This is a genomic window from Solidesulfovibrio sp., assembly GCF_029978005.1.
Classification (GTDB): domain Bacteria; phylum Desulfobacterota; class Desulfovibrionia; order Desulfovibrionales; family Desulfovibrionaceae; genus Solidesulfovibrio.
The window spans coordinates 1-26,509 of record NZ_JARKOZ010000058.1; the positions used below are offsets into that span (position 1 = coordinate 1).

Genomic DNA, 26,509 nt, shown 5'->3' on the forward strand with positions numbered 1-26,509 from the left:
TCTTCCCTGTAATTTCCCCGCGCCCGCACAACATTCACCAGGAGGCCCGCCATGGCGACCATCGGCACGCCGCTCACCCCGTCCGCCACCAGGATCATGCTGCTCGGCTCCGGAGAACTCGGCAAGGAAGTGGCCATCGAGGCCCAGCGCCTGGGCGTCGAGGTCGTGGCTGTGGACCGCTATCCCAATGCGCCGGCCATGCAGGTCGCCCACCGCAGCCACGTCGTCAGCATGCTCGACGCCGCCGCCCTGCGCCGCATCATCGAGGAGGAAAAACCCGACTTCGTGGTGCCGGAGATCGAGGCCATCGCCACGGACGAGCTGCTGGCCTTGGAGGCCGAGGGCGTGACCGTCATCCCCACGGCCCGGGCGGCGCGGCTCACCATGGACCGCGAGGGCATCCGCCGCCTGGCCGCCGAGGAGCTGGGCCTTGCCACCTCGCCCTACCGCTTCGCCGACACCCGGGAGGAGTTCCTGGCCGCCTGCCAGGTGGTCGGGTTCCCCTGCGTGGTCAAGCCGGTCATGTCCTCCTCGGGCAAGGGCCAGAGCGTGGCCCGCGACGCCGCCTCGGCCGAGGCGGCCTGGGACTACGCCCAGAGCGCCGGCCGGGCCGGGGCCGGGCGGGTCATCGTCGAGGGGTTCGTGGATTTCGATTACGAGATCACGCTGCTGACCGTGCGCCACGCCGGCGGCACGACCTTTTGCGCCCCCATCGGCCATCGCCAGGAGAAGGGCGACTACCGCGAGTCCTGGCAGCCGCATCCCATGAGCGACGCCGCCCTGGCCCGGGCCCGGGAAATGGCCGCGGCCGTGACCGGGGCCCTGGGCGGGCGCGGCATCTTCGGCGTGGGGCTTGTTATCAAGGGCGACACGGTGCTTTTTTCCGAAGTCTCCCCCCGGCCCCACGACACGGGCATGGTGACGCTCATTTCCCAGGACCTGTCCGAGTTCGCCCTGCACGTGCGGGCCATCCTGGGCCTGCCCGTGCCGGCCATCCGCCAGTACGGGCCGGCCGCCTCACGGGTGGTGCTGGCCGAGGGCGACTGCGCCGCGCCGCGCTACGCGATCGATCCGCAGGCCCTGGCCGAGCCGGACACGGCCCTGCGCCTTTTCGGCAAGCCCGAGGTGCACGGCCTTCGCCGCATGGGCGTGGCCCTGGCCCTGGGGCGCGACGTGGAGGAGGCCAAGGCCAAGGCCGTGCGCGCCGCCTCCTTCGTGCGGGTGGAGCTGTAGCGCCCGCCTGGCGGGGCATTTTCCGGGCGAGCCCGCGCCAGGCGGCGCGGGCTCGCCGCCATGACCGCGCAAGCCGAGGACCGATCGTTGGACAAACTGCTTTTCGGCATTTCCGGCCTGCCCCTGGGCGAGGGGCAAAAGTTCGACTACGCCGGCGGCATCGCCTATCTGCGCGCCCTTGGCCTCGACGCCATGGAGCTGCCTTTCGTGCGCTCGGTCAACGTCACGGAAAAAAACCGCGCCGCCGTCCTGGCCGCCAAGGAGGCGCACGGCCTCTACCTCTCCGCCCACGCCTCCTATTTCATCAACCTCAATGCCGCGGAGCCCGAGAAGCGGGACCAGTCCCGGGCGCGCATCGTCAAGGCCGCCGAGGCCCTGCGCGGCGTCGGCGGACGCAGCGTGGTCTTCCATCCCGGCTTCTACCTCGGCAGATCCGAAAGCGACGCCTACGCCGCCATCCGGGACAACCTGCGCCTGCTGCCAAGCCTGGGCGTGGACTACCGCCTGGAGACCACGGGCAAGGCCTCGCAGTTCGGCTCCCTTGAGGAGATCGTGGCCCTTTGCGGCGAGATCGGCACCTGCAAGCCCTGCATCGACTTCTCCCACCTGCACGCCAGGGACGGCGGGGCCCTCAAGAGCCGCGACGATTTCTCGCGGATCCTGGATCACGTCGGCGAACGTCTCGGCCCCGAGGCCCTGGCCGACCTGCACATCCACATCAGCGGCATCGCCTACGGCCCCAAGGGCGAAAAGAACCACCTGCCGCTTCTGGAAAGCGACTTCGACTACAAGGCCTGTCTGAAGGCCCTGCACGGGCACGGCGCGAAAGGCTGCGTCGTGTGCGAAAGCCCGGAACTCGAAAACGACGCGCTGCTCCTCAAGAACTTCTACGAGAGCCTCTAGGCAGGGCGGGCTCCCGCCTATCCCACGGCGGCGGCCAGGGCTTCGGCCAGTTCGAGCAGCCGCCCGCCTTGCTCCAGTCCGTCCAGGAACCGTTTGGGGATGCCCGACAGCCCGGTCTGCGCGCCGGCCAGCGCGCCGACGAGGATCGTGCGCGCCTGGTTCTGGCCGCCGCCGTTGACGGAATGGAGCACCGCCGCTTCGAAGTCGTCGTGGAAACGGGCGGCCAGGTAGTAGGCCGCCGGGAGCTGGTGGTAGATGGCGCAGGGCAGGCCGTAGACGAGGGAAACCTTCCAGGCCGGCTCGATGCGGATGTCCGGGTCGGCCGCCGCCCGGGCCATGTAGGACGGGGAGAGCAGGGCGTCGGGCGAGGCGAAGCGCCCGGCCCGGGGCGGGTCCGGGTCGCCGGGGCGCGGCGGCTGGAGGTCGTCGCGGGTGACGGCGTGGAAGGGCAGCTCCCCGGTCTTGACCAGATGCATGAGCCGCTCCGACAAGTCCGCGTCGAGCCTGCGGCCGGCCACGAGCTGGCCGAGCACGGCGCAGTAGGCCACGGTCAGGGACACGACCAGAGGATCGGACTGGGTGAGCGTCGTGTTGTCCGCGACGTGGGCGGCCAGCTCGGCCGGGCGCGCGGCGTAGCGCACGGCGATGGCCAGGGCGCGCTCGATGGCCTCGGTGGTGTCGGCCGGGCCGCCGGTCCTGTCCCAGGACAGCCCCAGGGTCACGCGCCGCCGCCAGGCCTCGCGGATGGACTGGCTGGTGTAGTTGCCCGGTCCGCTCACCGGCGTGCCGTCGAGCCGGGGAAAGAGGTCCTCGTCCAGGCGGCGGCAGAAGTCGTCGCGGTCGTAGCCGCCGCGCGAGACCAGGGACTCCAGGGTGAGCGCCAGCAGGAAGCCGGCCTGGGAGAGCTGCCCGGCGCGAAGGCCCTCGTGGTAGCGCCCGGGTTTCGGGTCGGTGTAGCCGTCGATCCAGTCGCCGTAGTCGCGGCGCAGGGCGTCCAGGTCGTAGTACCAGTGGGGCCCCAGGCCCAGGGCGTCGCCGACGAAGGCCCCCATGAGCGCGCCGCGCGCGCGGTCCTCGATGTTTCGGCCCGGCATGGTCCGTCCTCCTTGCGGGTGGTCGCGGGAACTCAAGGCTCCCACAGGAAGGCCGCCATGGAAAGCACGCCGAGGCAGAAGGAATCGTGGGCCAGGCGCGCCGTCCCGCCCATGGCCAGCGGGGCGAAAAGCGGCAGGAAGTGTTCCGGCGTGGGGTGGTTGCGCCCGGCGTAAGGGGCCTGGTCCGCATAGGCGGCCAGCGCTTCCGTGCGCCCTTCGAGCACGGCCGCCTTGAGCCAGTCGTCGAAGGCGCGCACGTAGGGCGGCGGGGGCGCGTCCGGGTCGTCCCAGCGGACGTCGCGAAGGTTGTGCGTCGCGCCGCCGCTGCCAAGGACCAGCACGCCCTCCCGGGCCAGAGGGGCGAGGGCCCGCCCCACGGCCAGATGCTCCCGAGGCGACAGGCCCGGCTGCACGGAAAGCTGGACCACGGGCACGTCGGCCTCGGGATACATGAGCCCGAGCGGCACCCAGGCCCCGTGGTCGAGCCCGCGCGCCGCATCTCCCGAGGCCGGGACGCCCGCCTCCTCAAGCAGGGAAAGCACGCGTCCGGCCAGCCCGGGCGCGCCCGGCGCGGGATAGCGCACGGCGTAAAGCTCCTCGGGGAAGCCGGAAAAGTCGTGGATGGTCTCCGGGTGCGCGGCCAGGGTCACCGTGGGCCGGGCCGTGGTCCAGTGGGCCGAGACGCAAAGGACGGCCTCGGGCCGGGGAAGGGTCGCCCCCAGCCGTTGCAGGAAGGCCCTGGCGGGCTGGGGCTCCAGAAAGAGCGTCGGCGCGCCGTGGGAGACGAAAAGGGAGGGAAGCCGCTGGGGCATGGCAGTTCCTGGCGTCGGCCCGCCCCGGCCTGGAGCGGACGCGAGGCCCCGCTCCGAGGCCCTTCGCCTCAAAGGCTGGGGCAAAGCATGCCTTCCGGATACGCCGGCCCGCGCGGCGCGTCAAACCGGATGACGCCGGCTCAGGCTCCCTTGGCCAGGGACGGGGCGTCGAAGAGGATGCGCCCGCACCCGGACAGGGCCTGGAAGTAGCGTCCCCGGCAGCGGCCGATCAGCGTCAGGTCGGTCTTTTGGGCCAGCTCGATGCCGAGCGCGGTGAAGCCGCCCCGGGAGACCAGCACGGGCACGCCCATGATCACGGTCTTGATGACCACCTCGCTGGTGAGCCGGCCCGTGGTGTAGACGATCTTGTCCGCCGGATCGATGCCATGCAGGAACATGAACCCGGCCAGGGCGTCCAGGGCGTTGTGCCGCCCCACGTCCTCCACGTAGGCCAGCAGCTGGTCCTGCCGGCACAGCACGCAGCGGTGGATGGAGCCGGTCTTGCGGTGCAGCGTCTCCAGGGTGTCGATCTTGTAGCCCAGCGTGCGCAGCCAGGTGCTGCGCAGGCGAGGCGCGGCCGGGAGCTTGATGTCGTCCAGGGACTCCATGACCCCGCCGAAGAGCGTGCCCACGGCGCAGCCCGAGGTGTGGATACGGCGCATGGGGCCGAGTTCGGGTCGGGGAAGGAGATCGGCCTCGACCATGACCGTGCCGCACTCCGGGTCGTGCTTGACGCCGTGCACCCGGTCGCCGGGTTCGAGCAGGCGCTGGTTGAGCAGAAAGCCCAGGGCCAGGTAGCCGGCGTTGTCGCCCACGGTCATGACCGTGACGATCTCGCGGCCGTTTAAAAAAATGGTCAGCATGCGCTCGGCGACGGCCCACAGGCTGATCGGCTCGCCGTCCTGGTCCAGGGCGGGAACGGCCCGGGAAAGGGACGGGTCGGCCGGATTGGGGGCCAGTTCGAGGCGATGCGCCGGCTGGGGCTGGGGTACGGTCATGGCGGCCTCCGGGGTCTATTTCAGCCTGGAACGGTAGGGAATTGGTGGACGGCGACGGGCCCGCCCGCGCGCCGTCCGCCCGGCTCAGTGCAAAAGGATGACTTCGATGTTCTCGCCCGCGCCGATGGGCGGGCTGCCCGCTTCCACGGCGATGAGGGAATTGGCGGCGATGGCGGACTTGAGCATGCCGTTGCCCTGCAGGGGCAGGGGCTCGACCAGGAGCCCGGCCTCGCCGAGCCAGCTGTAGGCCCACACGAAACGCCTGGCTCCGGAGCCCTTGGCGAAGCCCTTGGTCATGGTGCCGCGCGCGCTCTGCCGCCACCAGGCCTTGCGGCCGCCCATCTTGAGCAGCAGCGGCCGGATGATCTGCTCGAAGGCGATGCTGGCCGCGGCCGGGTTGCCCGAAAGGCCGACCACGAGCCGGTCGGCCAGCAGCCCGGCCAGCACCGGCATGCCGGGCTTCATGTCCACCCGCTCGCACAAGGTGGCGATGCCAAGGCGCGTAAAGACGAGCCGGGCCAGATCGTAGTCGCCCACGGACACGCCGCCGGTGGTGATGACCATGTCGCAGTCGCCGGCTTTTTCGATGACGGCGCAGATGGCGCTCACGTCGTCGCGGATGACGCCGAAGAGCACGGGCTCGGCCCCGGCGTCGCGCACCTGCGCCCCGAGCATGTAGCTGTTGGAGTCGTGGATCTTGCCCGGCGGCAGGGCGTCGTCCACCGTGGCCAGTTCGCTGCCGGTGACGATGATGCCGACCCGGGGCCGCCGGTGGACCAGGGGCCGGGCCCGGCCGAGCAGGGCCAGGGTGCCCATGGCCCCGGAATTGAGCAGCGTGCCGGCGGCCACGGCCACCTCGCCCGCGGCGATCTCCTCGCCGCGCCGGCAGATGTTGCGGGCCGCGCCCGCGCCATTGAGAATGTGGATGCGCCGGCCCAGGCGCACCGTGTCCTCGAGCTTGACCACGCCCGTGGCCCCTTCGGGCAGGGGCGCGCCGGTCATGATGCGGCAGGTCGTGCCCGGGACCACGATCTGGCGCGGCACTTCGCCGGCGGCCACGCTTTCCACCTCGCGCAGAACCACCGGCCGCTCCCGGCCGGCAGCCTCGACCTCGGCGGCGATGACGGCGTAGCCGTCCAGAGGAGAGCGGTCGAAGGGGGGGAAGTCCATGTCCGCGGCGACGTCTTCCGCCAGCACGCGCTGCCAGCACTGCTCCAGGGGAAGGGGTTCCGTGCCGGCGGTCCGCACGACCTCAAGCAGCGTCTGCTGCACCGTTTCGAGCTTCGAAGCCATGGCGCGCTCCCACCGTCGTGCCTGCCGGGGAAAGAGTCCGGCCGGTTTTTCGGCGGCGGGCCGGCCGGCAGGAGGAAGGCCGGGCCGGCCCGCCGCCGATGGCGGCACAACCTGGACCATGACAAAGCAACATCCGTTCCTGCCCGGGGCCGACAGCGGGCCGGCGGAGCATGTTTCCGATAAATCGTGCGATTTCGGCTTGTTGGCTGGGCATGAAAAAAAGTCGGCCCCTCCCGGACCGGCGTGGGAGGGGCCGGCGGGGCGGTCGGGCGCGACCGGCTGCACGGCTTGCAATTGCATGGCCTGCAATTGCAGGGGAGCTGGGGTCCGTCAGCTCCCCTGGGCCTTGGCCGGTTCCTTGCGCGCCCGTTCCAGGCGGTAGTAGAGGGTGCGGATGGAGATGCCGAGAAACCGGGCCGCCTGGGTCTTGTTGCCGTGGAAGCGTTCCAGGGCCTGTTCCACGACGTCGGTCATCTGGTCGTCCTGGACGGCGCGCTCCAGGCGCTTGCGGGCCACGGGCCGGGCCTCGGCGAGGTTGCGCGGCTCGCCGTCGGCCGGGGCGGCCTTGTTGAGCAGCCGGCCGAAATGCTCGACGCGCAGCTCCTCGTCGTCGAACATGAAGGAGACCCATTCCATGGCGTTGCGCAGCTCGCGGACGTTGCCCGGCCAGCGGTAGGACAGGAGCACCTCGGCGGCGGCGTCGCTTATGCGGCAAAAGCGCTTGCCGCGCTTGCGGGAAAAGATCTGGAGATAGGCCAGGCCCATGTTGAGGATGTCCTCCTGGCGCTCGCGCAGGGGCGGCACGTAGATGTGGCCCACCTTGAGCCGGTAGTAGAGGTCGCGGCGAAAAAGCCCGGATTTGATGCGCTCGTCGAAATCCAGGTTGGTGGCGGAAATGACCCGGATGTCGGTCTGGATCTTTTTTAGCCCGCCCACCCGGTAGAAGTGCTTCTCCTCCAGCACGCGCAGGAGCTTGGCCTGCAGCTCCACCGGGATCTCGGCGATCTCGTCGAGAAAAAGCGATCCCCCGGCGGCCATGTCCAGCTTGCCTTTCTGGCCGCGCGAATAGCCGCCGCTGAACGACCCGCCCTCGTAGCCGAACAGCTCGCTCTCGAACAGGCTCGGGGTGATGGCCGTGCAGTTGATGTCGATGAAGGGCCGGGCCTCCCGGTCGTCGCCGTAGTGGATGACCTTGGCCACGATCTCCTTGCCGACCCCGGTCTCGCCCTGGATGAGCACCGGGATGGACCGGTCGGTGTGGTACTGCTCGGCCTGGCGGATCACCTCGCGCATGGGCTTGGAGAAAAGCAGCAGGTTTTCGATGCCGGCCTGCTTGGCCAGCATGGCGTGGACCTCGGCCAGCTCGCGGTCCTTGTCCGCGGCCGCGGCCCGCAGTTCGTCGTCGAAATGGTCGGTGAGCAGGGCGTTTTCCCGGACCAGCTCCTGGTGCTCGGCCACCCGGTCCAGGATGGCCCCGAGCTCGTCGAAGTTGATGGGCTTGGTGAGGTAGTCGTAGGCCCCGGCCCGTAGCGCCCCAATGGCCAGCTCGATGTCGATGAAGCCGGTGTAGAGCACGATGTCCGGCTGGTCGGCCTTGGCGCCCTTCTTGATGTGGCGCACCAGGTCGATGCCGGACTGGCCCTCCATCTTGATGTCGGACAGGACCATGTGGAAGCGGGCCTCGGCCAGCACCTCGATGGCCTCCTCGGCCGACTGGCACTGGGTGACCTCGTGGCCGAGCAGCGTCAGGTAGTTGGCCAGGTACTTGCGGCCCTGCATCTCGTCGTCGACCAGCAATATGCGCATGTTCCGCGTCCTTTGCAGGCTACTGCCGGGCGAGCTGCGCCGCCTCGCGGCAGCACGCCCCGTCTTCCGTCCCGTCCCGGGCCGCCGGCAGGCGGACCGACACCGCCGTCCCGCCGCCGGGAAGGTTCTCGATCCTGATGGTGCCGTTGCTCGCCACGACGATGGAATGGACGATGGACAGGCCAAGGCCCATGTTGCCCCCCTGCTTCTTGGTGGAAAAGAAGGGCTCGAAGATCTTGTCCGCCACTTCCGGCGCGACGCCCCGGCCGGTGTCCGAGACCACCAGGTGGACGCCGTCCTCCTCGGCCCAGGTCTGGATGGTGATCTTGCGGCGCTTGTCGATGCCTTCCAGAGCGTCCACGGCGTTCATGATGAGGTTGAGCACGATCTCCTCGAAGCGCACGGACGAGCCGCATATCGGGGGCAGGGTCGGGGCGAGGAGCTTTTTGACCCGTATCCGCTTGGAGAAGAGCTGGTTGGCCACCAGGGCCAGGGCCGTTTCCACGATCTCGTTGAGGTTGCAGGGGATGTACTCGAAGTTCTGGCTCTTGCGCAGAAAAAGCCGCAGGTGGTTGACGATGGCGTCGATGCGGTCGATCTGTTCGCCGATGTCGGTCAGGCCCTGGGTGATGCTGTCCGGCACGGCGTCCTTTCCGTTCTTGATGAGGTAGGACAGGGTGCCGACGAGGATCTTCACGGCGTTTAGGGGCTGATTGATCTCGTGGGCGATGCCGCCGCCGATGACGGCCAGGGTGGTGACGCGGGTGGCGCGCTCGATGGCCTCGCGGGCCTCCTGGACCTTGGTCTCGGCCTCTTTCTGGGCGGTGATGTCGCGGCCCACGGACTGGTATTCGATGACCTCGCCCTTGCTGTTGTAGATGCCCCGGTTGACGTACTGCAACCAGCTCAAGGTGCCATCGGGCTTGTAGTAGCGCGGCTCGGTGATGCAGGTGGGCGTTTCCGGGGTCAGGGAATAGATCTGGTTGGCGATGCGCTCCCGGTCCTGGGGCGGGATGAGCGACTCGAAGTTGCTGCCCAGGATCTCGGCGAAGTCCTTCTGGTAGAAGCGGCAGAAGGCGCTGTTGACGAAGGTCAGGGTGCCGTCGGGCGTGAAGCGGCGGATGAGGTCGGTCTGATCCTCGACGATGGCCCGGTAGCGGCTCTCGCTTTTTTTGAGCTGCTCCTCCATGCGCTTGTAGGCGGTCATGTCGCGGCCCACGGACTGGTATTCGACGATCTCCCCGTCCTCGCCGAAGATGGCCCGGTTGACCCAGTGCTGCCAGCGCTCCTCGCCGTTTTGCATGATGGTGCGCCGCTCGGCCACGCCCACGGGCTGGGAGATGCAAAGGGCCCGGATCTGGGCGCGCACCAGGTCGTGGTCCTCGTCGGGAATGAGCGCCAGGAAGCTCTTGCCCAGAAGTTCCCGTTCGCGGCGGCCGAAGTAGCGGCAAAAGGCCGGGTTGACGTAGGTGAGCGTGAGGTCGGGCTTGAAGCGGCGGATGAACTCGGTCTGGTCCTCGACGATGGCCCGGTAGCGGGCCTCGCTTTCGGTGAGCCGCCGCTCGATGACCTTCTGTTCCGTGATGTCGCGGCCCACGGACTGGTATTCGACGATATTGCCGGCGTCGTCGCAGATGGCCCGGTTGACCCACAGCTGCCAGCGCTCCGCGCCGCCGGGCCCGCGCAGCCGGCGCTCGGCCTCGGCCACGGGGTGCTTGGCGGACAGGCCCTCGATCTGACGGCGGATGTGGGCGTGGTCCTCCTCGGGGAAGAGGGCGAGGAAGCTCTTGCCGAGCAGCTCCCCCTCGGTCTTGCCGAAATACTTGCAAAAGGCCGGGTTGACGTAGGTGAGCGTGAGGTCGGGCTTGAAGCGGCGGATGCACTCGGTCTGGTCCTCGACGATGGCCCGGTAGCGGACCTCGCTCTCCTTGAGGCGGCGCTCGATGCGCTTTTGCTCCGTGATGTCGCGGCCCACGGACTGGTATTCGATGATCTCGCCCGCGTCGTCGAAGATGGCCCGGTTGACCCACTGCTGCCAGCGCTCCTCGCCGCCGGCGTGCAGGGACCGGCGCTCGGCCACGGCCACGGGCCGGTCCCGGCTCAGCTCCCGGACCTGGCGCGCCACCGAGGCGTGGTCCTCGGGCGGCACGAGCTCCAGAAAGTTCTTGCCGAGCAGTTCGAACTGGTTTTTGCCGAAATACTTGCAAAAGGCCGGGTTGACGTAGGTGAGCGTGAGGTCGGGCTTGAAGCGGCGGATGAACTCGGTCTGGTCCTCGACGATGGCCCGGTAGCGGGCCTCGCTGGCCTCCAGCCGGGCCTGCATCCGGCCCTTCTGGGTCATGTCGCGCAGGATGATCTGGATGCGGCCGTCCATCAGCGGCCGCAGGTTGACCTGGGCCGGGAAGGAGCAGCCGCCCCGGCGGCGGCAGTTGAGGGAGCACAGCACCGAGTCGCCGGTGCGCAGGGCCTTGCCGATCAGCTCGAGCTTGGGCAGGTCCTCGCCGGCCACCAGCTCGCCGAAGGCCCGGCGCTGCAGGTCCGGCCGGTCGTAGCCGAAGATCAGGCAGCCGCTGGTGTTGACGTCGAGCAGCACCCAGTCCCTGTCCGTGACCATGATGCCGTCGGAGGACTGCTCCACCAGGATGTGGAACTGGTCGCTCTCCCGGGCCGAGGGCTGCCCCTTGGGCGGTTTGCGGCGCAGGAAATTGTAGAACGAGTCGATCTTGCTGCTGTTCACCGGCGCCTCTCGCGCTCTTGCGTGCGACGTGAACGCTTCCCCGGGATGCTACCTGATCCCGATACCCTTATCAATTTCATATGGTATTATTTTTATTTAATTATATCAATGTATTATGCTTTGAGGCCGCTTCCCCGGCTCAGTGGCGGCCGAAGCCGCAGTCCGGAAACCGGCATTGCGGGCACTTGCCGCAGAGCCCGCCGTAGCCGAGTTCCACGATGTCGGCGCGCGTCAGGCGCTTGCCGGCCAGGATGCGGGGCACGGTCAGGTCGAAGATGCTGGCCTCGTGGTACATGACGCAGCCGGGCAGGCCCACCACGGGAACCTCGCCGACGTAGGCCAGCATGAACATGGCCCCGGGGAAGGTGGGCGCGCCGTAGGTGACGATGTCGCCGCCGAGGGAACGGATGGCGGTGGGGGAGAGGTCGTCGGCGTCCACGGACATGCCGCCCGTGACCGCGAGCATCTCCGCGCCTTCGCCCAGCAGCCGGGTCATGGCCCCCACGATCATGTCCAGGTCGTCGGACACGATGATCTGGCGCGTGACGGCGCTGCCGAGCTCCGAGAACTTGCGGCGCAGCACCGGGCCGAACCGGTCCGCGATGCGGCCGTGGTAGACTTCGCTGCCCGTGGTGACCACGCCCACGCGCAGGGCCCGGAAGGGCAGCACCGACACCACCGGGCCGGTCTCGGCCGTCACGGCCGCCACCCGGTCGAGCCGGTCGCGGGCCACGGCCAGGGGCACCACCCGGGCCCCGGCCAGCACCTTGCCCGGGGGCACGGCGATGTCGCCGTGCAGGGTGGCGATGGTGACCTCCTCCACGCTGTTGCAGCGGCGCAGGGCGTCCTTGTCGACGACGAGGAGGCCCGGCCGGTCGGCCGTGAGGTCAACGCGTCCCTCGCAGGGCCGGCCGATGCGCACGCCCTCGCCGGCCAGGGCCGCGGCGATGGCCAGGGCGGCCTCGTCCTCGTGCACGGCGTTCTCCACCGGCTCCCAGACGTGGATGTGTTCCTTGCCCAGGCGCAGCAGCACGGGGATGTCCTCGTCCGTGACGACATGGCCCTTGCGGAAGGCCGGCCCCTTGCCCTCGCCCGGCACGATGCGGGTGATGTCGTGGCAAAGGACCATGCCTTGGGCTTCTAACACGGAAACGCTGCGCATGGCTGCCTCTCGCGGCGCGCTTTCCGCCCCCCGCCAGGGGCGGAAGGCGCGCTCGGTGTCGTTTTGCCGGCCTGGGCAGCGGCCCGTGCCGTCGGCCGGTCGTTGTCCCGCCTCGTCGCGCTGTGGCCGCTTGGCGGATGAAAAAAGCAAGAAGCAGGCCACGGGGCCGACGGGCCCCCCTGCCTGGCTCCTGGGATCTATTGCTCGCCGCGGCTCTGGCGGGGGGAAGGCAGGCGACGGGCCGCCCTCTCCGCCCCGGCCGGAGCCGGTCCCGGGACCGGCCGGCCTCGCGGACAATGCCCTGGGTCGGGCGCGTCGGCCATGCAAGCGTTGCAATTGCATGCAGGCTGCATAGTTTTATGTTATAATTAGCTCTCCATTGTTTTTCAACCAGGCATGCGGGGCGGGGCGTTCGACCGGCTTGCGCGGCCTGCTTGCGTCCCCCCCGCCCCTGGCATGGCCCTTGCTCTCCCAAGCTGCCAAAGGTCCGCCACCGCCAACAAGGACGATCGCCATGACTTCCATGACCGAGGCGAGCATTCTGCGCGTCTATGTCGGCCAGGCCGCGCGGCACGAGGGCCGCCCCCTCTACGAATGGCTCGTGGAGGAGGCCCGGCGACGGGGCATGGCCGGAGCCACGGTGTATCGGGGCGTCCTGGGGTTCGGCGGCAATTGCCTGGTGCATACGCCGAGGCTCCTGCGCCTGTCCGAGGACCTGCCGGCGGTGGTGGAGATCGTGGACCGGCCGGAGCGCATCGCCGCCTTCGTGCCCCTGGCCAGGGCCGCCGTGCGCGAGGGGACGCTGGTGGTGGAGCGGGCTCTGGCGATCTTTTGCACGTCGCCGCGCGTGCGCGACGTCATGCGGGCCGAGGTATGCACGGTCGCGCCCGACCTGCCGCTTGCCCAGGCGGTCGAGCGGCTCCTCGAGCGGGGGGTGACCGCCGCGCCGGTCATGGACGGCGGCCGCCTGGCCGGCATGCTCACGGGCGGCGACCTGCTGCACCGGGCCGGATTGCCGCTTCGCCTGGACCTTCTGGCCATGCTGCCCCGGCGTTTCCTGGAGCCGTGCCTGGGGCCGCTTACGCGGGCCGGGCTGCTCGTGCGCGACGTCATGACCGCCTCGGCCCAGGCGCTCAACGTCAAGACGCCCCTGGCCGAGGCCCTTTCCCGTCTGGTCGCCGGCGGGTTCAAGCGGATGCCGGTCCTCGACGACGCCGGCGACCTGGCCGGCATCGTCGGTCGGGCGGACCTGCTGCCCGGCCTCGACGTGCCCCTTCGGGAGCGGGCCGTGTGCGCCGCGGACCTCCTGTCCGACGCCGCGCCCATCGTGTCGCCGCAGCTGCCCCTGCCCGAGGTCCTGGCCCGGATCATGGCCGCCCCGCGCCGCCTGGCCGTGGTGGTGGACGCCGGCGGCCGGCCCGTGGGCGTGGTGTCCGACCGGGGACTGCTCGAGCGGTGCCTCGGCCGCAACAAGCCAGAGCTCTTGGAAATCCTCGTGGCCGTATTCTCGGGCGACGTTTCCAAGGACGTGCACGCGGTGGGCACGGCTCGCAACGCCTCCCGTTGCGAGCTGCCGGCCGTGTACGCCGATGCGACCCTGGAGCGGATGCTGCGACTTTTCGCGGAAAAGCGGACCAAGCTCCTGCTGGTCCTCGACCGGGACGGCCGGTTCGCCGGCCTGGCCGACCGCAACGCCGTGCTCGGTCGCCTGGCGGCCGAGGTCCGCCCCGACGCCCGCGTCCCGGCCATGGCCTGAGGCCGGCCGGACTTTTCCCTTTCCCCGCTTCCCTTGCGTCCTGCAAGCGGGCCGTCTTGGCCCTTGTCTCTCCCGGCGCGCGTCCGAAAAGCATCGGCGCACCGGGACGCAGGGCCCGGAACGCGTCAGTCGCGGGGCCGCAGATAGGCGTCCACGAGGAAGGAGGCGATGGCCGGGTAGTCGTCAAGGCCGAACACGGGTGTGGACACGGCCCCCCAGTCCACGTCCGTGACCAGGGCGATGCGGTCCGCCGCCCGGGAGACCAGCGTGTCCCCCATGGCCTGGCGCACCACCTCGATCTTGGGCTTGTCGGAATGCTTGAAGCCCTCGGCCAGGATGATGTCCACGTCGCGCATGAGCGCCGCCACCGCGTCGAGTTCGCTTTTGGCCTCGGTGCGCTGGATGACGGCGTAGCGGCCCGGCCCGACCACGGCCGTGGCCCGGGCTCCGGCCCGGCCGAAACGCCAGGAGTCCTTGCCCGGGACGTCCATGTCGAAGCCGTGGCAGTCGCTTTTGACCGCGCCGACGCGGTGGCCGCGCCGGGTCAGTTCGTCGATGAGGCCTTCCATGAGGGTGGTCTTGCCGGTCTTGGACCGGCCGGCCACGATGCAGATCACGGGAACGTCGGGGGGGGCTTCCCGCCGGCTCTCCGGGGCGCTTTTGTCGGCTGTCCGCGCCGGTTCCCGGGCGATGGTCCAGGGTCTGAACATGGCGGCTCCGTTGGCGTGGGTCGTATTGGCGAAAGGGACGGGCGGGGGCCTGCGGGATGCGATGCAGGCCCCCGCGCCGTCCGGGGCCGTCAAAGGCCGGTCGTCAGTTCGCGTTCGCCGCCGCTTCGGCCGCGGCGGCCGGCGCGGCTGTCTGGCAGCCCATGCGGGCGCGCAGGCGCGCGTACTCGTCCTTCACGTACTGCTCGGCCCAGGCCTGGTCGGCGACCTTCTCCACCTTGGCCGCGCAGAACTTGTATTCCGGCGTCTTGGAGACGGGGTCGAGGTTGTCGATGGTCAGTTCGTTGCACGAGCCGACCCACCAGTGGTAGGTCATGTAGACCGTGCCCTTGTTGATGCGCTCCGAGGGCATGATCCTGGCCATGACCTTGCCGCGCCGCGAGGAGATCCAGACCAGTTCGTTCTCCTCGAGGTCCATGGCCTCGGCGTCGGCCACGCTCATCTGGATGTAGCCGGGCTCGTCGGCCACGCTTTGCAGGCCGGCGCAGTTGCCGGTCATGGTGCGCACCGAGTAGTGGCTGACCTCGCGCACCGTGGACAGGACGAGCGGATACTCCTCGTCCGGCAGCTCCTTGGGCGGACGCCACTCGGCGGCGAAGAGGTTCCCCTTGGTGCTCGGCGTGTTGAACTTGTTGCCCGAGAACAGGTACGGCGTGCCGGGATGGCCGACGGTGGGGCAGGGCCACTGGATGCTGCCGTACTTGTCGAGCATCTCGTAGGTCGCGCCGGCGTACTTCGGACACAGGGCGATCATCTCGTTCCAGATCTCTTCGGTGTTGTCGTAGTGCATGGGATAGCCCATGCGCGTGGCGACCAGGGAGATGATCTCCCAGTCGGGCTTCACGTCGCCCTTGGGCTCCACGGCCTTGTTGAAGTGCTGGAAGCCCCGGTCGCAGGTGGAGTAGACGCCCTCGTGCTCGCCCCAAGCGGTGGCCGGCAGCACGACGTGGGCGTGCATGGACGTCTTGTTGAAGAAGATGTCCTGCACCACCACCAGGTCCAGGTGGTCGAGGGTGTGGCGCATGTGCCCGGCGTCCGGATCGCTTTGCACCGGGTCCTCGCCGAACACGTAGAACGCCTTGATCTTGCCCTCCTGGGCCAGGTGCGGGACCATGGTCATGGTCACGCCGGCCTTGGGCGACAGCGGCACACCCCAGGCCTTCTCGAACTTCTCCCGGACCTTGTCGTCGGTGACGGACTGGTAGCCGGGGTAGACGTTGGGCAGGCAGCCGACGTCGCAGGTGCCCTGGACGTTGTTCTGGCCGCGCACCGGGCCGCAGCCGACGCTCGGCTTGCCGAAGTTGCCGGTCATGAGCGCCAGGCCCGAGAGGCCCTTGACCACGTCCACGGCCTGGCCGTACTGGGTCACGCCCATGCCCCACAGAATAAACGATGTGGGCGAGCCGGCGTAGATGCGCATGGCCTTGCGGATGTCCGCCGCCGGCACACCGGTGATGGCTTCGGCGTGTTCCGGCGTGTACCTGAGCACGATTTCCTTGTAGGCGTCGAAGCCTTCCGTGTACTTGGCCACGTAGTCCTTGTCGAAAAGGTCTTCCGTGATGAGCACGTTGGCGAAGGCGTTGACGAGGGCCATATTGGTTCCGTTCTTAATGGGCAGCCACAGGTCGGCGATGCGCGCCGCTTCCGTGCGCCTCGGGTCTGTGACGATGATCTTCGCGCCCTTCTCCTTGGCCTTGATGATGCGCCGGGCCACGATGGGGTGCGAGTCGGCCGCGTTGTAGCCGAAGATGAACAGGCATTTGGCGTCTTCTATTTCAGGAACGCCATTGGACATTGCCCCGTCGCCAACGGTGTAGGCCAGACCGGCCACAGAGGGGGCGTGTCAGACCCGGGCGCAGTGATCGATATTATTGGTGCCGATCACTGCGCGGGTGAATTTCTGCATGACGTAGTTGGCTTCGTTTCCGGGCCCGCGCGCCGAACCGGTGCACAGGATCGCATCAGGGCCGTGCTTTTTCTTGATGGCCGTGAGCCGGTCCGCCACGAAGCCGATGGCCTCGTCCCAGGATACGCCCGCGAGCTCGCCGCTCTTGTCGCGCAGAAGCGGCTGGGTCAGCCGCTTGGTCAGACGCTGGGTATCGTTGAGATAGTCCCAGCCGTACCGCCCCTTGAGGCACAGCGTGCCCTCGTTGGTGCGGCCGGGCGCGCCCTCGGCGCCGACCACCTTGCCGTCCTCGACCAGCAGATACAGACGGCATCCGGCCCCGCAGTACGGGCAGACGGTGAGTACCTTCTTGGCCATGTGCCAAACCTCCTCGACTCGTTGTTTACTGGTTGAGCGAAAGGCCCGAAAGCTCCGCGACGCGAGCCTTCCTCTTGTTGGCCACGCTGGCGCTCATGGTCTTGCCGAGCACGGGCGTGAACGCCTCGGTGGGGCAGACGCCGGCGCAGGCCGGGCCCTCCTTGCGACCGATGCACAGGTCGCACTTGAGGGCGACGAACTTGTCCTTGGAGCGCCCGCCCTCGTCGTCCTGGATCTTGAGGGCCGTCTGCTTGAGGGTGTAGTTCCCGAGCAGCTGGGGCACGATGTCCATCACGCCGAAGGGGCAGGCCATCAGGCAGCTTTTGCAGCCGATGCAGGCCTCGGGCACCACCTGGATGGTGTTGTCCTTGTTCACGATGGCCTTGGTCGGGCAGACGTTGGCGCAGGGTGCGTCCTCGCACTGGCGGCACTGCACCGGGGCGCTGACCGTGGCCGTCTTGATCACGCGCAGGCGCGGGGTGAAGTGCTGGTCGATGGCGCCCGAGACCAGCGCGTCCTCGGCCGCGTGCGCCAGCACGCAGGCGATCTCGCAGGTGTGGCAGCCGATGCACCTGTCCGGGTTGGCGATGAGAAAGTTGTTCATGACGATCCTTCCTTGGGGCTCTGCAATGGAGGGTGACGACGATCACGAGTTTGGCGATTTGAAGGACAGTGCTTCTTGACGCCGTTTCGAGCATCGCGATCTTTAAAAAAGCATGATCCATGCCATGTGGCCGCTCTATAAAATATTCATGATTAAGGTTGGTTGGAGAGACACGATATTCGTGCGCCAAGATGCAAGCATCTTGCAATGCCTGCATTGCTTGCATGCACGATGAATATGTTTTTTCTAACCTAGAAACGCCAGCCTGGATGATGCCGTCGGAAGGTGGCCGGTTATTCCAGATGCCGCATCAGGTAAAAAACCACTGTAAGAATCGATCCGGACAAGACTCGGAAAGAAAAGGCCATGAGCGCGGAAGAAAGCGGGGTTGAGGCCGGAGGATATTGACTTCGTCGCGCCATGTACCGACGGATGCTTGGCTGAGACGCGCTTGTACAGTCACGAAAAAAGCCGGCAGCGTGCCGCTTCGGCGAGGCGCGGTTCGGGGTGCGCGGGCCGCGGGAGAAGAAAAAGCCCCCGCCGGAAAACGGCGGGGGCTTGCCCGGACGGGGACCGGGGCGGCGGCGGCGCGGCGGGTGGAAGCGGCGGGGCGACCGCGTCCATGCGCGACGGCAGGGTGGGTTCTAGGCGGGCGGCATGGCGGCGGCCCGGCGGCGGTCGGCCACGGTTTTTTGCAGTTCGTCCGGCCGGACCACCACGAAGGCCAGGGCCGGGCAGGCCTCCACGCAGGCCGGGCCGCCGGGGCGGCCGGCGCACAGGTCGCATTTGTGGGCCACGGTGCGCGCCTTGGCCGGAGCGGCGGCGTCCGGAGCCTCGCCGCCCGCGGCCGCCATGTCCATGGCCCCGAAGGGGCAGGCCAGCATGCAGCTCTTGCAGCCGAAGCAGCGGTCGGTGTCCACGACCACGGCCCCGTCCCGGCGCGTGATGGCCCTGGCCGGGCAGATGGCGGCGCAGGGCGCGTCCTCGCACTGGCGGCACTGCACGGGCATGGCCGCAAGCGGCGTCTGCACGAGGCAAAGGCGCGGCTGGAAGGGCGCGTCCACCGCCCCGGCCGTGGCCACGGTAGTCTTGAGGTGGGCCACGGCGCAGGCGATCTCGCAGGACTTGCAGGCGATGCATTTGCGCGGGTTGGCCACGACGAAGGTGCTCATGTTCATGGCATGCGGCTCCTTTATGCCGGCTAGGCCCGGGCCCGTTCCACCCGGACGGCGCAGACCTTGTATTCGGGCGTCTTGGAGATGGGGTCGGCGGCCGAATTGGTCAGGATGTTCCCGGGCGTCTCCGAGAAGTGGAAGGAGATGAAGGTCGTTCCGACCGGCACCCGGGTGGTCACGTTGGCCTTGGTCGTGAGCGTGCCGCGGCGCGTGGTGACCCGGATCGGGTCGTCGTGGGCGATGCCCAGGCGCGCGGCGTCCTCGGGGTGGATCTCCAGGGACTCCTCGGGATGGGCGGCGTCCAGGCCCCAGCAGCGCCGGGTCATGGTGCCGGTGTGGTAGTGGGCGGCCACGCGGCCGGTGGTGAGGATCAAGGGGTAGCTCTCGTCGGGATTCTCCGCCGGCGGCTTGAAGTCCACGGCGCAGAAGAGCCCCGGGCCGCGGTTGCACTTGCCCACGTGCAGGATGGGCGTGCCGGGATGGCTTTCGTTGGGGCAGGGCCAGGGGATGCCGCCCTGTTCCAGGCGGGCGTAGCTGATGCCGGCGTAGCTCGGGGCGAGGGTGCGCATCTCGTCGAACACGGCCTCGGGGCCGGCGTAGTCGGCCTTGGTCCCCATGGCCCGCATCAGTTCGGTCAGGATCAGCCAGTCGGGCTTGCCCACGGGCGCGACGGCCTGGCGCACGCGTTGCACCCGGCGCTCCGTGTTGCTGAAGGTGCCGTCCTTCTCGGCGAAGGACGCGCCGGGCAGGACCACGTCGGCGATCTCGGCCGTCTCGGTCAGGAAGAGATCCTGGACCACGATGAACCGGGCTTCCTTCAAGGGCGAGAAGTCCACGTTCTCCATGCAGTGCTTGACGTGGTTGATGTCCGGGTCGCTGCGCATGGGGTTTTCGCCGAAGATGAAAAGCGCCTTGACGCTGCCGTGCTCCAGGCCGTGGAGCACGTCCGGGATGGTCAGGCCGGGCTTGCCGGACAGGGGCACGCCCCAGGCTTTCTCGAACTTCTCCCGGATCTTGTCGTCGGTCACGGGCTGGTAGGCCGGGAAGACGTTGGGCAGCGCGCCCATGTCGCAGGCACCCTGGACGTTGTTCTGGCCGCGCAGCGGATTGACGCCGGCCTTGGGCTTGCCCAGGTTGCCCGTCAAAAGGGCCAGGTTGGACACGGACAGGACGTTGTCCACGCCCGTGACGTGCTGGGTGATGCCCATGGTGTAGTAGGTCGCGGCGTTTTCCGCCCGGGCGAACATCCGGGCCGCCGCGGCGATCTTGTCGGCGGGAACGTGGGTGATGGCCGAGGCCCGTTCGGGCGGATAGGCCAGGACCGTTTCCCGCAGGGCGTCGAAATTCTCCGTGCGCGCGGCGATGAAGTCCCTGTCCATGAGGGACTCGGTCAGGATGACGTGCATCATGCCGTTTAAAAGCGCCACGTCGGTGCCCGGGCGGTGGCGCAGCCAGATGTCGGCGTGCTTGGCCAGTTCCGTGCGGCGGGGGTCGGCCACGATGAGCTTGGTCCCCCGGGCATGGGCTTCCAGCATGTAGACGCCGATGAGGGGATGGCAGTCCGTGGCGTTGGTGCCGATGGCGAAGATGGCGTCGCGGACGGTGAATTCCTTGAGTTCGAGGATGGCGTTGGTCATCGCGCCGCTGCCCAGGGATTTAGCCAGACCGGCTACGGTGGGCGCGTGTCAGAGCCGGGCGCAGTGGTCGATGTTGTTGGTGCCGACCACGGCGCGCATGAGCTTTTGCAGGAGGTAGTTCTCCTCGTTGGTGCAGCGGGCCGAGCTGAAGGCGGCGATGGCGTCCGGGCCGTGCTTTTTCCTGATGTCCGCGAACCGTTCGGCGATGACGCCGTAGGCCTCGTCCCAGGTCGCTTCCTCGAGCGTGCCGTTTCTGCGCACCAGCGGCGTGCGCAGCCGGTCCTTGTGGTGCACGAAGTCGAAGCCGAAGCGCCCCTTGAGGCACAGCCGGCCCAGGTTGACGACGTTGTCGACCTGGGGAACGGCGCTGACGATCTCGCCTCCCTCCACGTTGAGGGTGAAGCTGCACCCGCACCCGCAGTAGGGGCAGGTGGTGACGACGCTCTCCATGGCGAATGCTCCTTTTGTTGGTCGCACGGGCCGTTCGCCCGGCATCCCCGGCTTGGGCCGCCGCGTCCGGGTCCTGCGCGGCGCGGCGGCTGTCCGGCCGTTTCCTTGGCTGCTTTCGCTGTTATGTTAGCAAAGGCCGTGCCCAGGCCGGGACGGCCCCAATTCGGATGTCAATGTCCTGGATTGTCAGGCAAATTCCGAGGCGTGCTCCACCGGGAGGATCTGCAAGGGATGCAGAAGTGTAATCCCTGCAATTGCAGGGATTGCACGAGGCGGGAGGCGTTTCAGACGGCCTTGGCCCGGGCGGGACGGGAATCGGCGGCCTTGCGGCCTCCGGCGGGCCGGGCCGAGACCCCGGTTTCGGCGGGCAGGTCGAACACGACGCGGTAGGGGCTCGACAGCACCTGGAAGGCGTCGTCCTTGGCGTAGCCGACCAGGGTCAGGTCGGCGTGGCGGGCCAGCTCCACGGCCCAGCCGGTGAAGCCCGAGGAGGAGACCAGGACCGGAATGCCCATGAGCACGGTCTTGAGCACCATTTCGCTGGTCAGCCGGCCGGTGGTGTAGAGGATCTTGCCCCGGGGGGGAATCCTGTGCACGCACATGTAGCCCGAAACCTTGTCCATGGCGTTGTGGCGCTCCACGTCCTCCATGCACACCAGGGGCAGCCCGCTTTCGAACAGCACGCAGCCGTGCACGGTGCCGGTCTTGGCGTGCACGTCGGTGAGCGCCCGCGTGGCGGCGTCGAGGCCGACCAGGGACGAGGCCCTGACCGTGGCCGTGGTGTCGAGGTGCATGGAATCGAGCAGGTCCAGGGCGTCGTAGTAGAGGTCGCCCAGGCCCTTGCCCGAGGCGGAGACCCGGCGCAGGGACTTGGGCTCCATGGCCTGGGGGCCGTTGGTCTTGACGATGACGGTCTGGAAGTCGTCGTTGCATTCGATGGATGCGACGGACTCGAGGGCCTGCTCCTCGGTCAGCAGCCGCCGGCTCAGCAGGTGGCCGATGGCGAGAAGGTCCTGGTTCCCGCACATGGTCATGGTGGTGTAGACTTCGGTGGCGTTGAGATAGATCGTCAGCGGATGTTCGATGGCCACGCAGCGCGTGAGCGCCCGGCCCCTGTGGTCGAGGCCCTCGACGATCTCGAGGGGGGCCTCGCCGGGTCGCGGCCGCGGCGCAGGGGGGCCGTCGAGCAGGCCGCTTTGGGCGCGCAATCGTTCAAAACCCATGGGAACCTCTGGCCCGGGCGGCGCGCCGCGAAGGCGGCCCGGGCGTCTGCTCATGCGGGCAAGGCGCGCTTGGCCACCTGGGCGCGTCCTTTCCGCCGCCGCCGGGCGTCTGGCCCGGCGGCCGTGTCCTCCGGGCGGGCGCGGCGGCCGCCTTGGGCCTGTCGCGCCTGACCGGAGGCGCGGCGCGCCGGAGAGCGCGCCGTCGCCATGCCTGCCCGGTTCCCGCGCGGGGCGGGGCCGGGACAGTGTCTCCTCATTGGCCGATCCGCCTGGCCAGGGCCTTCATGACGCCGTCGATGATGGCCTGGGGCCTGGGCGGACATCCCGGGACGTAGATGTCCACGGGCACGATGCTGTCCACCGCGCCGCGCACGGCGTAGCCCTCGCCGAAGGCCTTGCCGCTGCAGGCGCATGTGCCCACGGCCATGACCAGCTTGGGCGTGGGCGTGGCCTCGTAGGTCATTTGCAGGGCCTGGGTGGAATTTCGCGTCACCACGCCCGTGACCATGAGCAGGTCGGCGTGGCGCGGCGAGGGCACGAAGTCCAGGCCGTACTGCTGCACGTCGTAGATGGGGTTGCACAGGTGGGTCATCTCGAAGTCGCAGGCGTTGCACGACCCGATGTCCACGTGGCGGATGTGCAGGGACCGCCCGAGCGCCGCCCGGATCTTCCTGGCCGTGTCGCTGGGCGAAGGGCCGGCGAAGACGCCTCCGAGGCTGGCCAGGTCGTATTTCGCGGTCTGTTCGAGCCTGTCCTTGGGGCACAGGGAAACGCACCGGCCGCAGAACAGGCAGGCCTTGTCGTCGACATGCGCGCCCTCGCCGTCCACGGTGATGGCCTGGCCGGGGCAGGCGGCCTCGCACTTGCGGCAGGCGGCGCAGGCCCCGTCCCTGGCCGCCTTGGGCACGACCTGGCCCCGGGAGCAGGCCGGGGGAACGACGGCGTCGAAGTCCCTCGTGACCGTGCCGGTGGTGATGATCTTGCGCCAAACGTCGAGCAGCATGGCAGTCCTCCTATCGGTCCAGACAGGCGTAAGAGAGTTCGAAGCTCTTGTTGATGAGCGGGAAGTCCGGGATGATGTTGCCCGGCGCGGCCACGGTCAGGGCCGGCCAGTTGGGGTAGGCGGCCGCCCGGACGAAGAGCCGGTAGACGGTGTCGTCCTTGCCGGTCATGAGCCAATGGATCACGCCCCCCTGGGAGGACTCGGCCCAGCCGAAGGCGCTGGAATGGGCCGGGATCGAAGGAACGGGCAGGCGCAGCTCGCCCTCGGGCATCTGATCGAGGATCTGCCGGATGAGGCGGATGCAGGCGTAGGTCTCGTCCACGCGCACCCACAGCCGGGCGGCCACGTCGCCGGCGGTGTAGACCGGGATGGAGAGCGCCAGGTCCGGGTAGCAGCCGTAGGGGAAGTCGCGGCGGTAGTCCGTGTCCACGCCCGAGGCCCGTGCGCCCACGCCCGTGACGCCGAGGTCGAAGGCGGCCTGCTTGGGCACGATGCCCGTGGTGTTCATGCGTTCGAGCAGTTCGTCGTTTTCCCGGAAAAGCCCCACCAGTTCGGTGAAGTCCGGCTCCAGGGCGTCGAGCAGGGTCCGGATGGCCTGTTCGGTCGCGGCGTCGATGTCGCGGCGCACGCCGCCCGGGGCGACCATGCCGCGCAGGAAGCGGTTGCCGGTCAGCCGGTCGCTCACCTGCATGACGGCTTCCTTCATGCGCGCCCCGGCCATGATGGCCACGGCGAAGCCGATGCCGGCGCACATGTTGCCGATGTCGCCCACGTGGTTGTAGAGGCGCTCCATTTCGGCGACCAGGGCCCGCAGGTACCGGGCCCGGCCCGAGGGGACGACCCCGGCCAGGCTTTCGACGGCCTGGCTGTAGGCCAGGGCGTGGGCCACCGAGGCGATGCCGGAGATGCGCTCCACCCGGTAGAAGGCGTCGGCCAGGGGCTGGCCTTCCACGGCCTTCTCGATGCCCCGGTGGACGAAGAACATCTTGGCGTCCAGGCGCATCATCATCTCGCCGGCCTGGCTGAAGCGGAAGTGGCCGGGCTCGATGATGCCGGCGTGGATGGGGCCCACGGGCACCTCGAAGACGCCCTCGCCCGAGACGCCGGCCATGGGGAACTCGCCGCCGACGACGGTTTCGATGGGGGTCCGCGTGTCGAAGTCCTTGCGCAGGGGATGCACGCCGTCGGGGAAGTTTTCGTGCAGCACCAGCCGGCGCGGGTCGGGATGGCCCACGGGCTTCAGGCCGAAGAGGTCGCGGATCTCGCGCTCGTACCAGGCGGCGGCGGGAATCTCCGGGCTTATGGACGGGAATTCCGGGGTTTCGTCCCGGTCGAGCAGGCCCTTGACGAGCACCGTGCCCCCGTCGTTCGAAAACAGACAGTAGATGACGAACTTGCCACACACGGGGCGCTCGTCGTTGGCGAACATGGCCAGCAGGCGGCCCCCTTCCCGGGAGATGGCGTAGGCCGTCTCGCGCAGCTGGAAGGCGGGCACGATCTTGGTGTCATGCGGCAGCATCGTTAGGCTCCCATGATGATTTGCGCGGCGCGGCGCAGCACGCCGTTGGCCGCTTCGGGCAGGTAGACCCCGCCGATGAAGACCAGAACCATGGACAGGCCGAGCGCCAGCCTGGCCGAAAGCGACAGGCGCTCGCGGTGGGCCACGTCGGCGGGCTTTTGGCCGAAGCTCATGCGCAGGCCGTAGCGCAGCATGCCGGCGAAGACCCCGGTCAAAAGCAGCAGGATGACGCTGCCGAGCAGCCAGTGGTGGTCGTCGAACAGGGCGTTGATGATCATGAACTTGGACAGGAAGATGTTGAACGGCGGCACGCCGGTGATGGCCATGACGGACAGGACGAACAGCGTGGCCAGAAGCGGGGCCACCGTGGCTACGCCGTGGATGCCCTTGATGTCCTTGGTCCGGTAGTCCTGGGAGATGGAGCCGGCGATGTAGAAGAGCGAAGACTTGGCCGCGGCGTGGTTCACGATGTGCAGGATGGCCGCGTACACGGCCAGGGGCGTGCCGATGCCCAGGCCAAGGGTCACGATGCCCATGTGCTCCACGCTCGAGTAGGCCAGCAGGCGCTTGAGGTCGTGCTGGGTCAGCACGAAGGGGATGGCGATGAGGATCGACAGCACGCCCACGCACAGGAGCACGGTCTGGGGGAACGCCGGTCCGAGCGTGCCTTCGACGATGACCAGGTTGCGAATCAGCGCATACAGGGCGCAGCTGAGAAGCGCGCCCGAGAGCAGGCCGCTGACCGGCGAGGGGGCCTGGCTGTGGGCGTCGGGCAGCCAGGTGTGCATGGGGGCCAGGCCGGCCTTGGTGCCGTAGCCGATGAGGATGAAGATGAAGGCCATCTTGACCGTCTTGGGGTCGAGCATGGGGGCCAGCTCCTTGAGCGTGGCCCAGTCGAGCGCCCGTTCCGCGCCGCCGGCCCCGACCTGGGCCGAGTAGAGCAGGATGGTGCCGAGCAGCGCCAGACAGATGCCCACCGTGCAGATCATGACGTACTTCCAGGCCGCCTCCAGGGCCGCCTGGTTGAAGTAGAAGGCCACCAGCAGGGCCGAGGCCAGGGTGGTGCCTTCCACGGCCACCCACATGAGGCCCAGGTTGCCGACCACGAGCACGCTGATCATGGACACGGCGAAGAGGTTGAGCAGGGCGTAGTAGCGCGGCAGCATGTGCGGGGCGACGTGGCCGTCGCGCACCTCGCGCTCCATGTAGGACAGGGAGAACAGCGTGGCCGTGAAGGTGAGCAGCCCCACCACGAAGAGCATGACCGCGGTCAGGTCGTCCACGTGAAGGAAGGCGCTGGTGAAAGGGCCGCCGTGGATGGTCTTGGCGATGATGCCGAGGATGCAGATTCCGGTGGCGGCGCTGCCGGAGAGGTTGATCACCCGCAGCATGCCGGGGTTGGCGTTGAACAGCGACAGGCCGCCGGCGATGACGGGCAGGGCCATGGTGATGAGCAGGAGTTCGTACATGGCGTTACCCCTTGAGCTTTTTGAGCAGGCTCGTGTCGGTGGTCAGAAACGACAGCTTGAGCCGGTAGGTGAGGATGACCAGGACCACCACGGCCACCAGGACGTCGAAGAAGATGCCGAGTTCGATGATCAGCGGCAGGCCGTTGGCGATGGTGAGCCCGAGGAGGTAGAGGCCGTTTTCCATCGTGATGAGGCCAATGATCTGCATGACGGCCTGGCTGCGGGTCATGATGAGCACGAAGCCGATGAGCACGAGCGAAATGGAGGCGGGCAGGGTCTCGTGCTGGGCGGCGCTGGGAATGACCGGCATGACCAGGGTGAAGGCGATGATGATGGAGAGCAGGGACAGGAAGGTCGACATGTTGGCCTTGACGATCTCCTTGGTGGGCACTTCCCGCTCTTCGGCCAGGTAGGGCAGCACCTTGTAGAGCGCGTAGGGGATCAGGCCGACCTTGATGACGACGGTCAGCACCGCGGCCACGTACATGTGCATGTGCCCGCTTTGGATGCCGACCACGGCGCAGGCCAGGGCCAGGAAGGCCGACTGGACCAGGATGATGGCGATGGCCCGGCGCAGGTCGGTCATCCGGGTCTGGATGACGGCCGCGGCCAGGAGCAGGATGGTGAGCAGATACATGACGCGT

Annotated in this window: 20 protein-coding genes; 3 read left to right on the plus strand and 17 right to left on the minus strand. The window is 68.6% G+C overall.

Annotated features, from left to right (window positions below):
- Nucleotides 1-51: 51 nt before the first annotated feature.
- Together purT and Q1K70_RS06820 are read left to right on the plus strand one after the other, a co-directional pair.
- Nucleotides 52-1,233 carry a formate-dependent phosphoribosylglycinamide formyltransferase gene (gene purT, locus Q1K70_RS06815; protein WP_300157191.1) on the plus strand — a complete coding sequence of 394 codons (1,182 nt, stop codon included), beginning with the start codon at nucleotides 52-54 and terminating at the stop codon, nucleotides 1,231-1,233.
- Between the two features lie 87 nt (nucleotides 1,234-1,320).
- Nucleotides 1,321-2,136, plus strand: a complete 816-nt coding sequence (locus Q1K70_RS06820) for a TIM barrel protein (RefSeq protein WP_300157193.1) — start codon at nucleotides 1,321-1,323, stop codon at nucleotides 2,134-2,136.
- 17 nt (nucleotides 2,137-2,153) lie between these two features.
- Here the strand turns inward: Q1K70_RS06820 and Q1K70_RS06825 are convergent, their stop codons facing one another.
- From Q1K70_RS06825 to Q1K70_RS06855, 7 genes are all read right to left on the minus strand, one after another.
- Nucleotides 2,154-3,230, minus strand: coding sequence for an ADP-ribosylglycohydrolase family protein (locus Q1K70_RS06825; RefSeq protein ID WP_300157195.1), 1,077 nt, complete (start codon nucleotides 3,228-3,230; stop codon nucleotides 2,154-2,156).
- Between the two features lie 32 nt (nucleotides 3,231-3,262).
- Nucleotides 3,263-4,042, minus strand: coding sequence for a class III extradiol ring-cleavage dioxygenase (locus tag Q1K70_RS06830; RefSeq protein WP_300157197.1), 780 nt, complete (start codon nucleotides 4,040-4,042; stop codon nucleotides 3,263-3,265).
- 140 nt (nucleotides 4,043-4,182) lie between these two features.
- Entirely contained in the window at nucleotides 4,183-5,040 is an 858-nt protein-coding gene (locus Q1K70_RS06835) for a formate dehydrogenase accessory sulfurtransferase FdhD (RefSeq protein WP_300157199.1), read from the minus strand.
- A gap of 84 nt (nucleotides 5,041-5,124) precedes the next feature.
- A complete protein-coding gene (glp, locus tag Q1K70_RS06840) occupies nucleotides 5,125-6,333 on the minus strand; it encodes a gephyrin-like molybdotransferase Glp (protein WP_300157201.1) in 1,209 nt (402 codons plus the stop codon).
- Nucleotides 6,334-6,663: 330 nt separating this feature from the next.
- Nucleotides 6,664-8,139: a sigma-54 dependent transcriptional regulator gene (locus Q1K70_RS06845; protein WP_300157203.1), complete on the minus strand. Its 1,476-nt coding sequence runs from the start codon at nucleotides 8,137-8,139 to the stop codon at nucleotides 6,664-6,666.
- A gap of 19 nt (nucleotides 8,140-8,158) precedes the next feature.
- A complete protein-coding gene (locus Q1K70_RS06850) occupies nucleotides 8,159-10,876 on the minus strand; it encodes a PAS domain S-box protein (protein ID WP_300157205.1) in 2,718 nt (905 codons plus the stop codon).
- A gap of 139 nt (nucleotides 10,877-11,015) precedes the next feature.
- Complete coding sequence (locus Q1K70_RS06855; protein ID WP_300157208.1) at nucleotides 11,016-12,038, minus strand: molybdopterin-binding protein; 1,023 nt, start codon at nucleotides 12,036-12,038, stop codon at nucleotides 11,016-11,018.
- Between the two features lie 514 nt (nucleotides 12,039-12,552).
- Between Q1K70_RS06855 and Q1K70_RS06860 the strand changes: the two genes are divergently transcribed.
- The gene (locus Q1K70_RS06860) at nucleotides 12,553-13,794 is read left to right on the plus strand and encodes a DUF190 domain-containing protein (RefSeq protein WP_300157210.1); all 1,242 of its coding nucleotides are present in this window, start codon (nucleotides 12,553-12,555) and stop codon (nucleotides 13,792-13,794) included.
- Nucleotides 13,795-13,919: 125 nt separating this feature from the next.
- Here the strand turns inward: Q1K70_RS06860 and mobB are convergent, their stop codons facing one another.
- The 10 genes from mobB to Q1K70_RS06910 all read right to left on the minus strand — a co-directional run bounded on the left by mobB (nucleotide 13,920) and on the right by Q1K70_RS06910 (nucleotide 26,502).
- Nucleotides 13,920-14,504: a molybdopterin-guanine dinucleotide biosynthesis protein B gene (mobB, locus tag Q1K70_RS06865; RefSeq protein ID WP_300157212.1), complete on the minus strand. Its 585-nt coding sequence runs from the start codon at nucleotides 14,502-14,504 to the stop codon at nucleotides 13,920-13,922.
- A gap of 103 nt (nucleotides 14,505-14,607) precedes the next feature.
- Complete coding sequence (gene fdhF / locus Q1K70_RS06870) at nucleotides 14,608-16,785, minus strand: formate dehydrogenase subunit alpha (protein ID WP_300157215.1); 2,178 nt, start codon at nucleotides 16,783-16,785, stop codon at nucleotides 14,608-14,610.
- 25 nt (nucleotides 16,786-16,810) lie between these two features.
- Nucleotides 16,811-17,389, minus strand: coding sequence for a 4Fe-4S dicluster domain-containing protein (locus Q1K70_RS06875; protein ID WP_300157217.1), 579 nt, complete (start codon nucleotides 17,387-17,389; stop codon nucleotides 16,811-16,813).
- Between the two features lie 644 nt (nucleotides 17,390-18,033).
- Nucleotides 18,034-18,567: a 4Fe-4S dicluster domain-containing protein gene (locus tag Q1K70_RS06880; protein ID WP_300157220.1), complete on the minus strand. Its 534-nt coding sequence runs from the start codon at nucleotides 18,565-18,567 to the stop codon at nucleotides 18,034-18,036.
- A 23-nt stretch (nucleotides 18,568-18,590) separates the two neighbouring features.
- Nucleotides 18,591-20,651 (minus strand): formate dehydrogenase subunit alpha, encoded by a 2,061-nt coding sequence (gene fdhF, locus Q1K70_RS06885; protein WP_300157222.1) that lies wholly within the window; start codon nucleotides 20,649-20,651, stop codon nucleotides 18,591-18,593.
- Nucleotides 20,652-20,935: 284 nt separating this feature from the next.
- On the minus strand, nucleotides 20,936-21,874 hold the full coding sequence (locus tag Q1K70_RS06890; protein ID WP_300157224.1) for a formate dehydrogenase accessory sulfurtransferase FdhD: 939 nt from the start codon (nucleotides 21,872-21,874) through the stop codon (nucleotides 20,936-20,938).
- Between the two features lie 253 nt (nucleotides 21,875-22,127).
- Complete coding sequence (gene nuoB, locus Q1K70_RS06895) at nucleotides 22,128-22,877, minus strand: NADH-quinone oxidoreductase subunit NuoB (protein WP_300157226.1); 750 nt, start codon at nucleotides 22,875-22,877, stop codon at nucleotides 22,128-22,130.
- Between the two features lie 10 nt (nucleotides 22,878-22,887).
- Nucleotides 22,888-24,396, minus strand: coding sequence for an NADH-quinone oxidoreductase subunit C (locus tag Q1K70_RS06900; RefSeq protein ID WP_300157228.1), 1,509 nt, complete (start codon nucleotides 24,394-24,396; stop codon nucleotides 22,888-22,890).
- Nucleotides 24,397-24,398: 2 nt separating this feature from the next.
- The gene (locus tag Q1K70_RS06905; RefSeq protein ID WP_300157230.1) at nucleotides 24,399-25,865 is read right to left on the minus strand and encodes a hydrogenase 4 subunit F; all 1,467 of its coding nucleotides are present in this window, start codon (nucleotides 25,863-25,865) and stop codon (nucleotides 24,399-24,401) included.
- 4 nt (nucleotides 25,866-25,869) lie between these two features.
- Nucleotides 25,870-26,502: a hypothetical protein gene (locus Q1K70_RS06910; RefSeq protein ID WP_300157232.1), complete on the minus strand. Its 633-nt coding sequence runs from the start codon at nucleotides 26,500-26,502 to the stop codon at nucleotides 25,870-25,872.
- Nucleotides 26,503-26,509 lie beyond the last annotated feature (7 nt).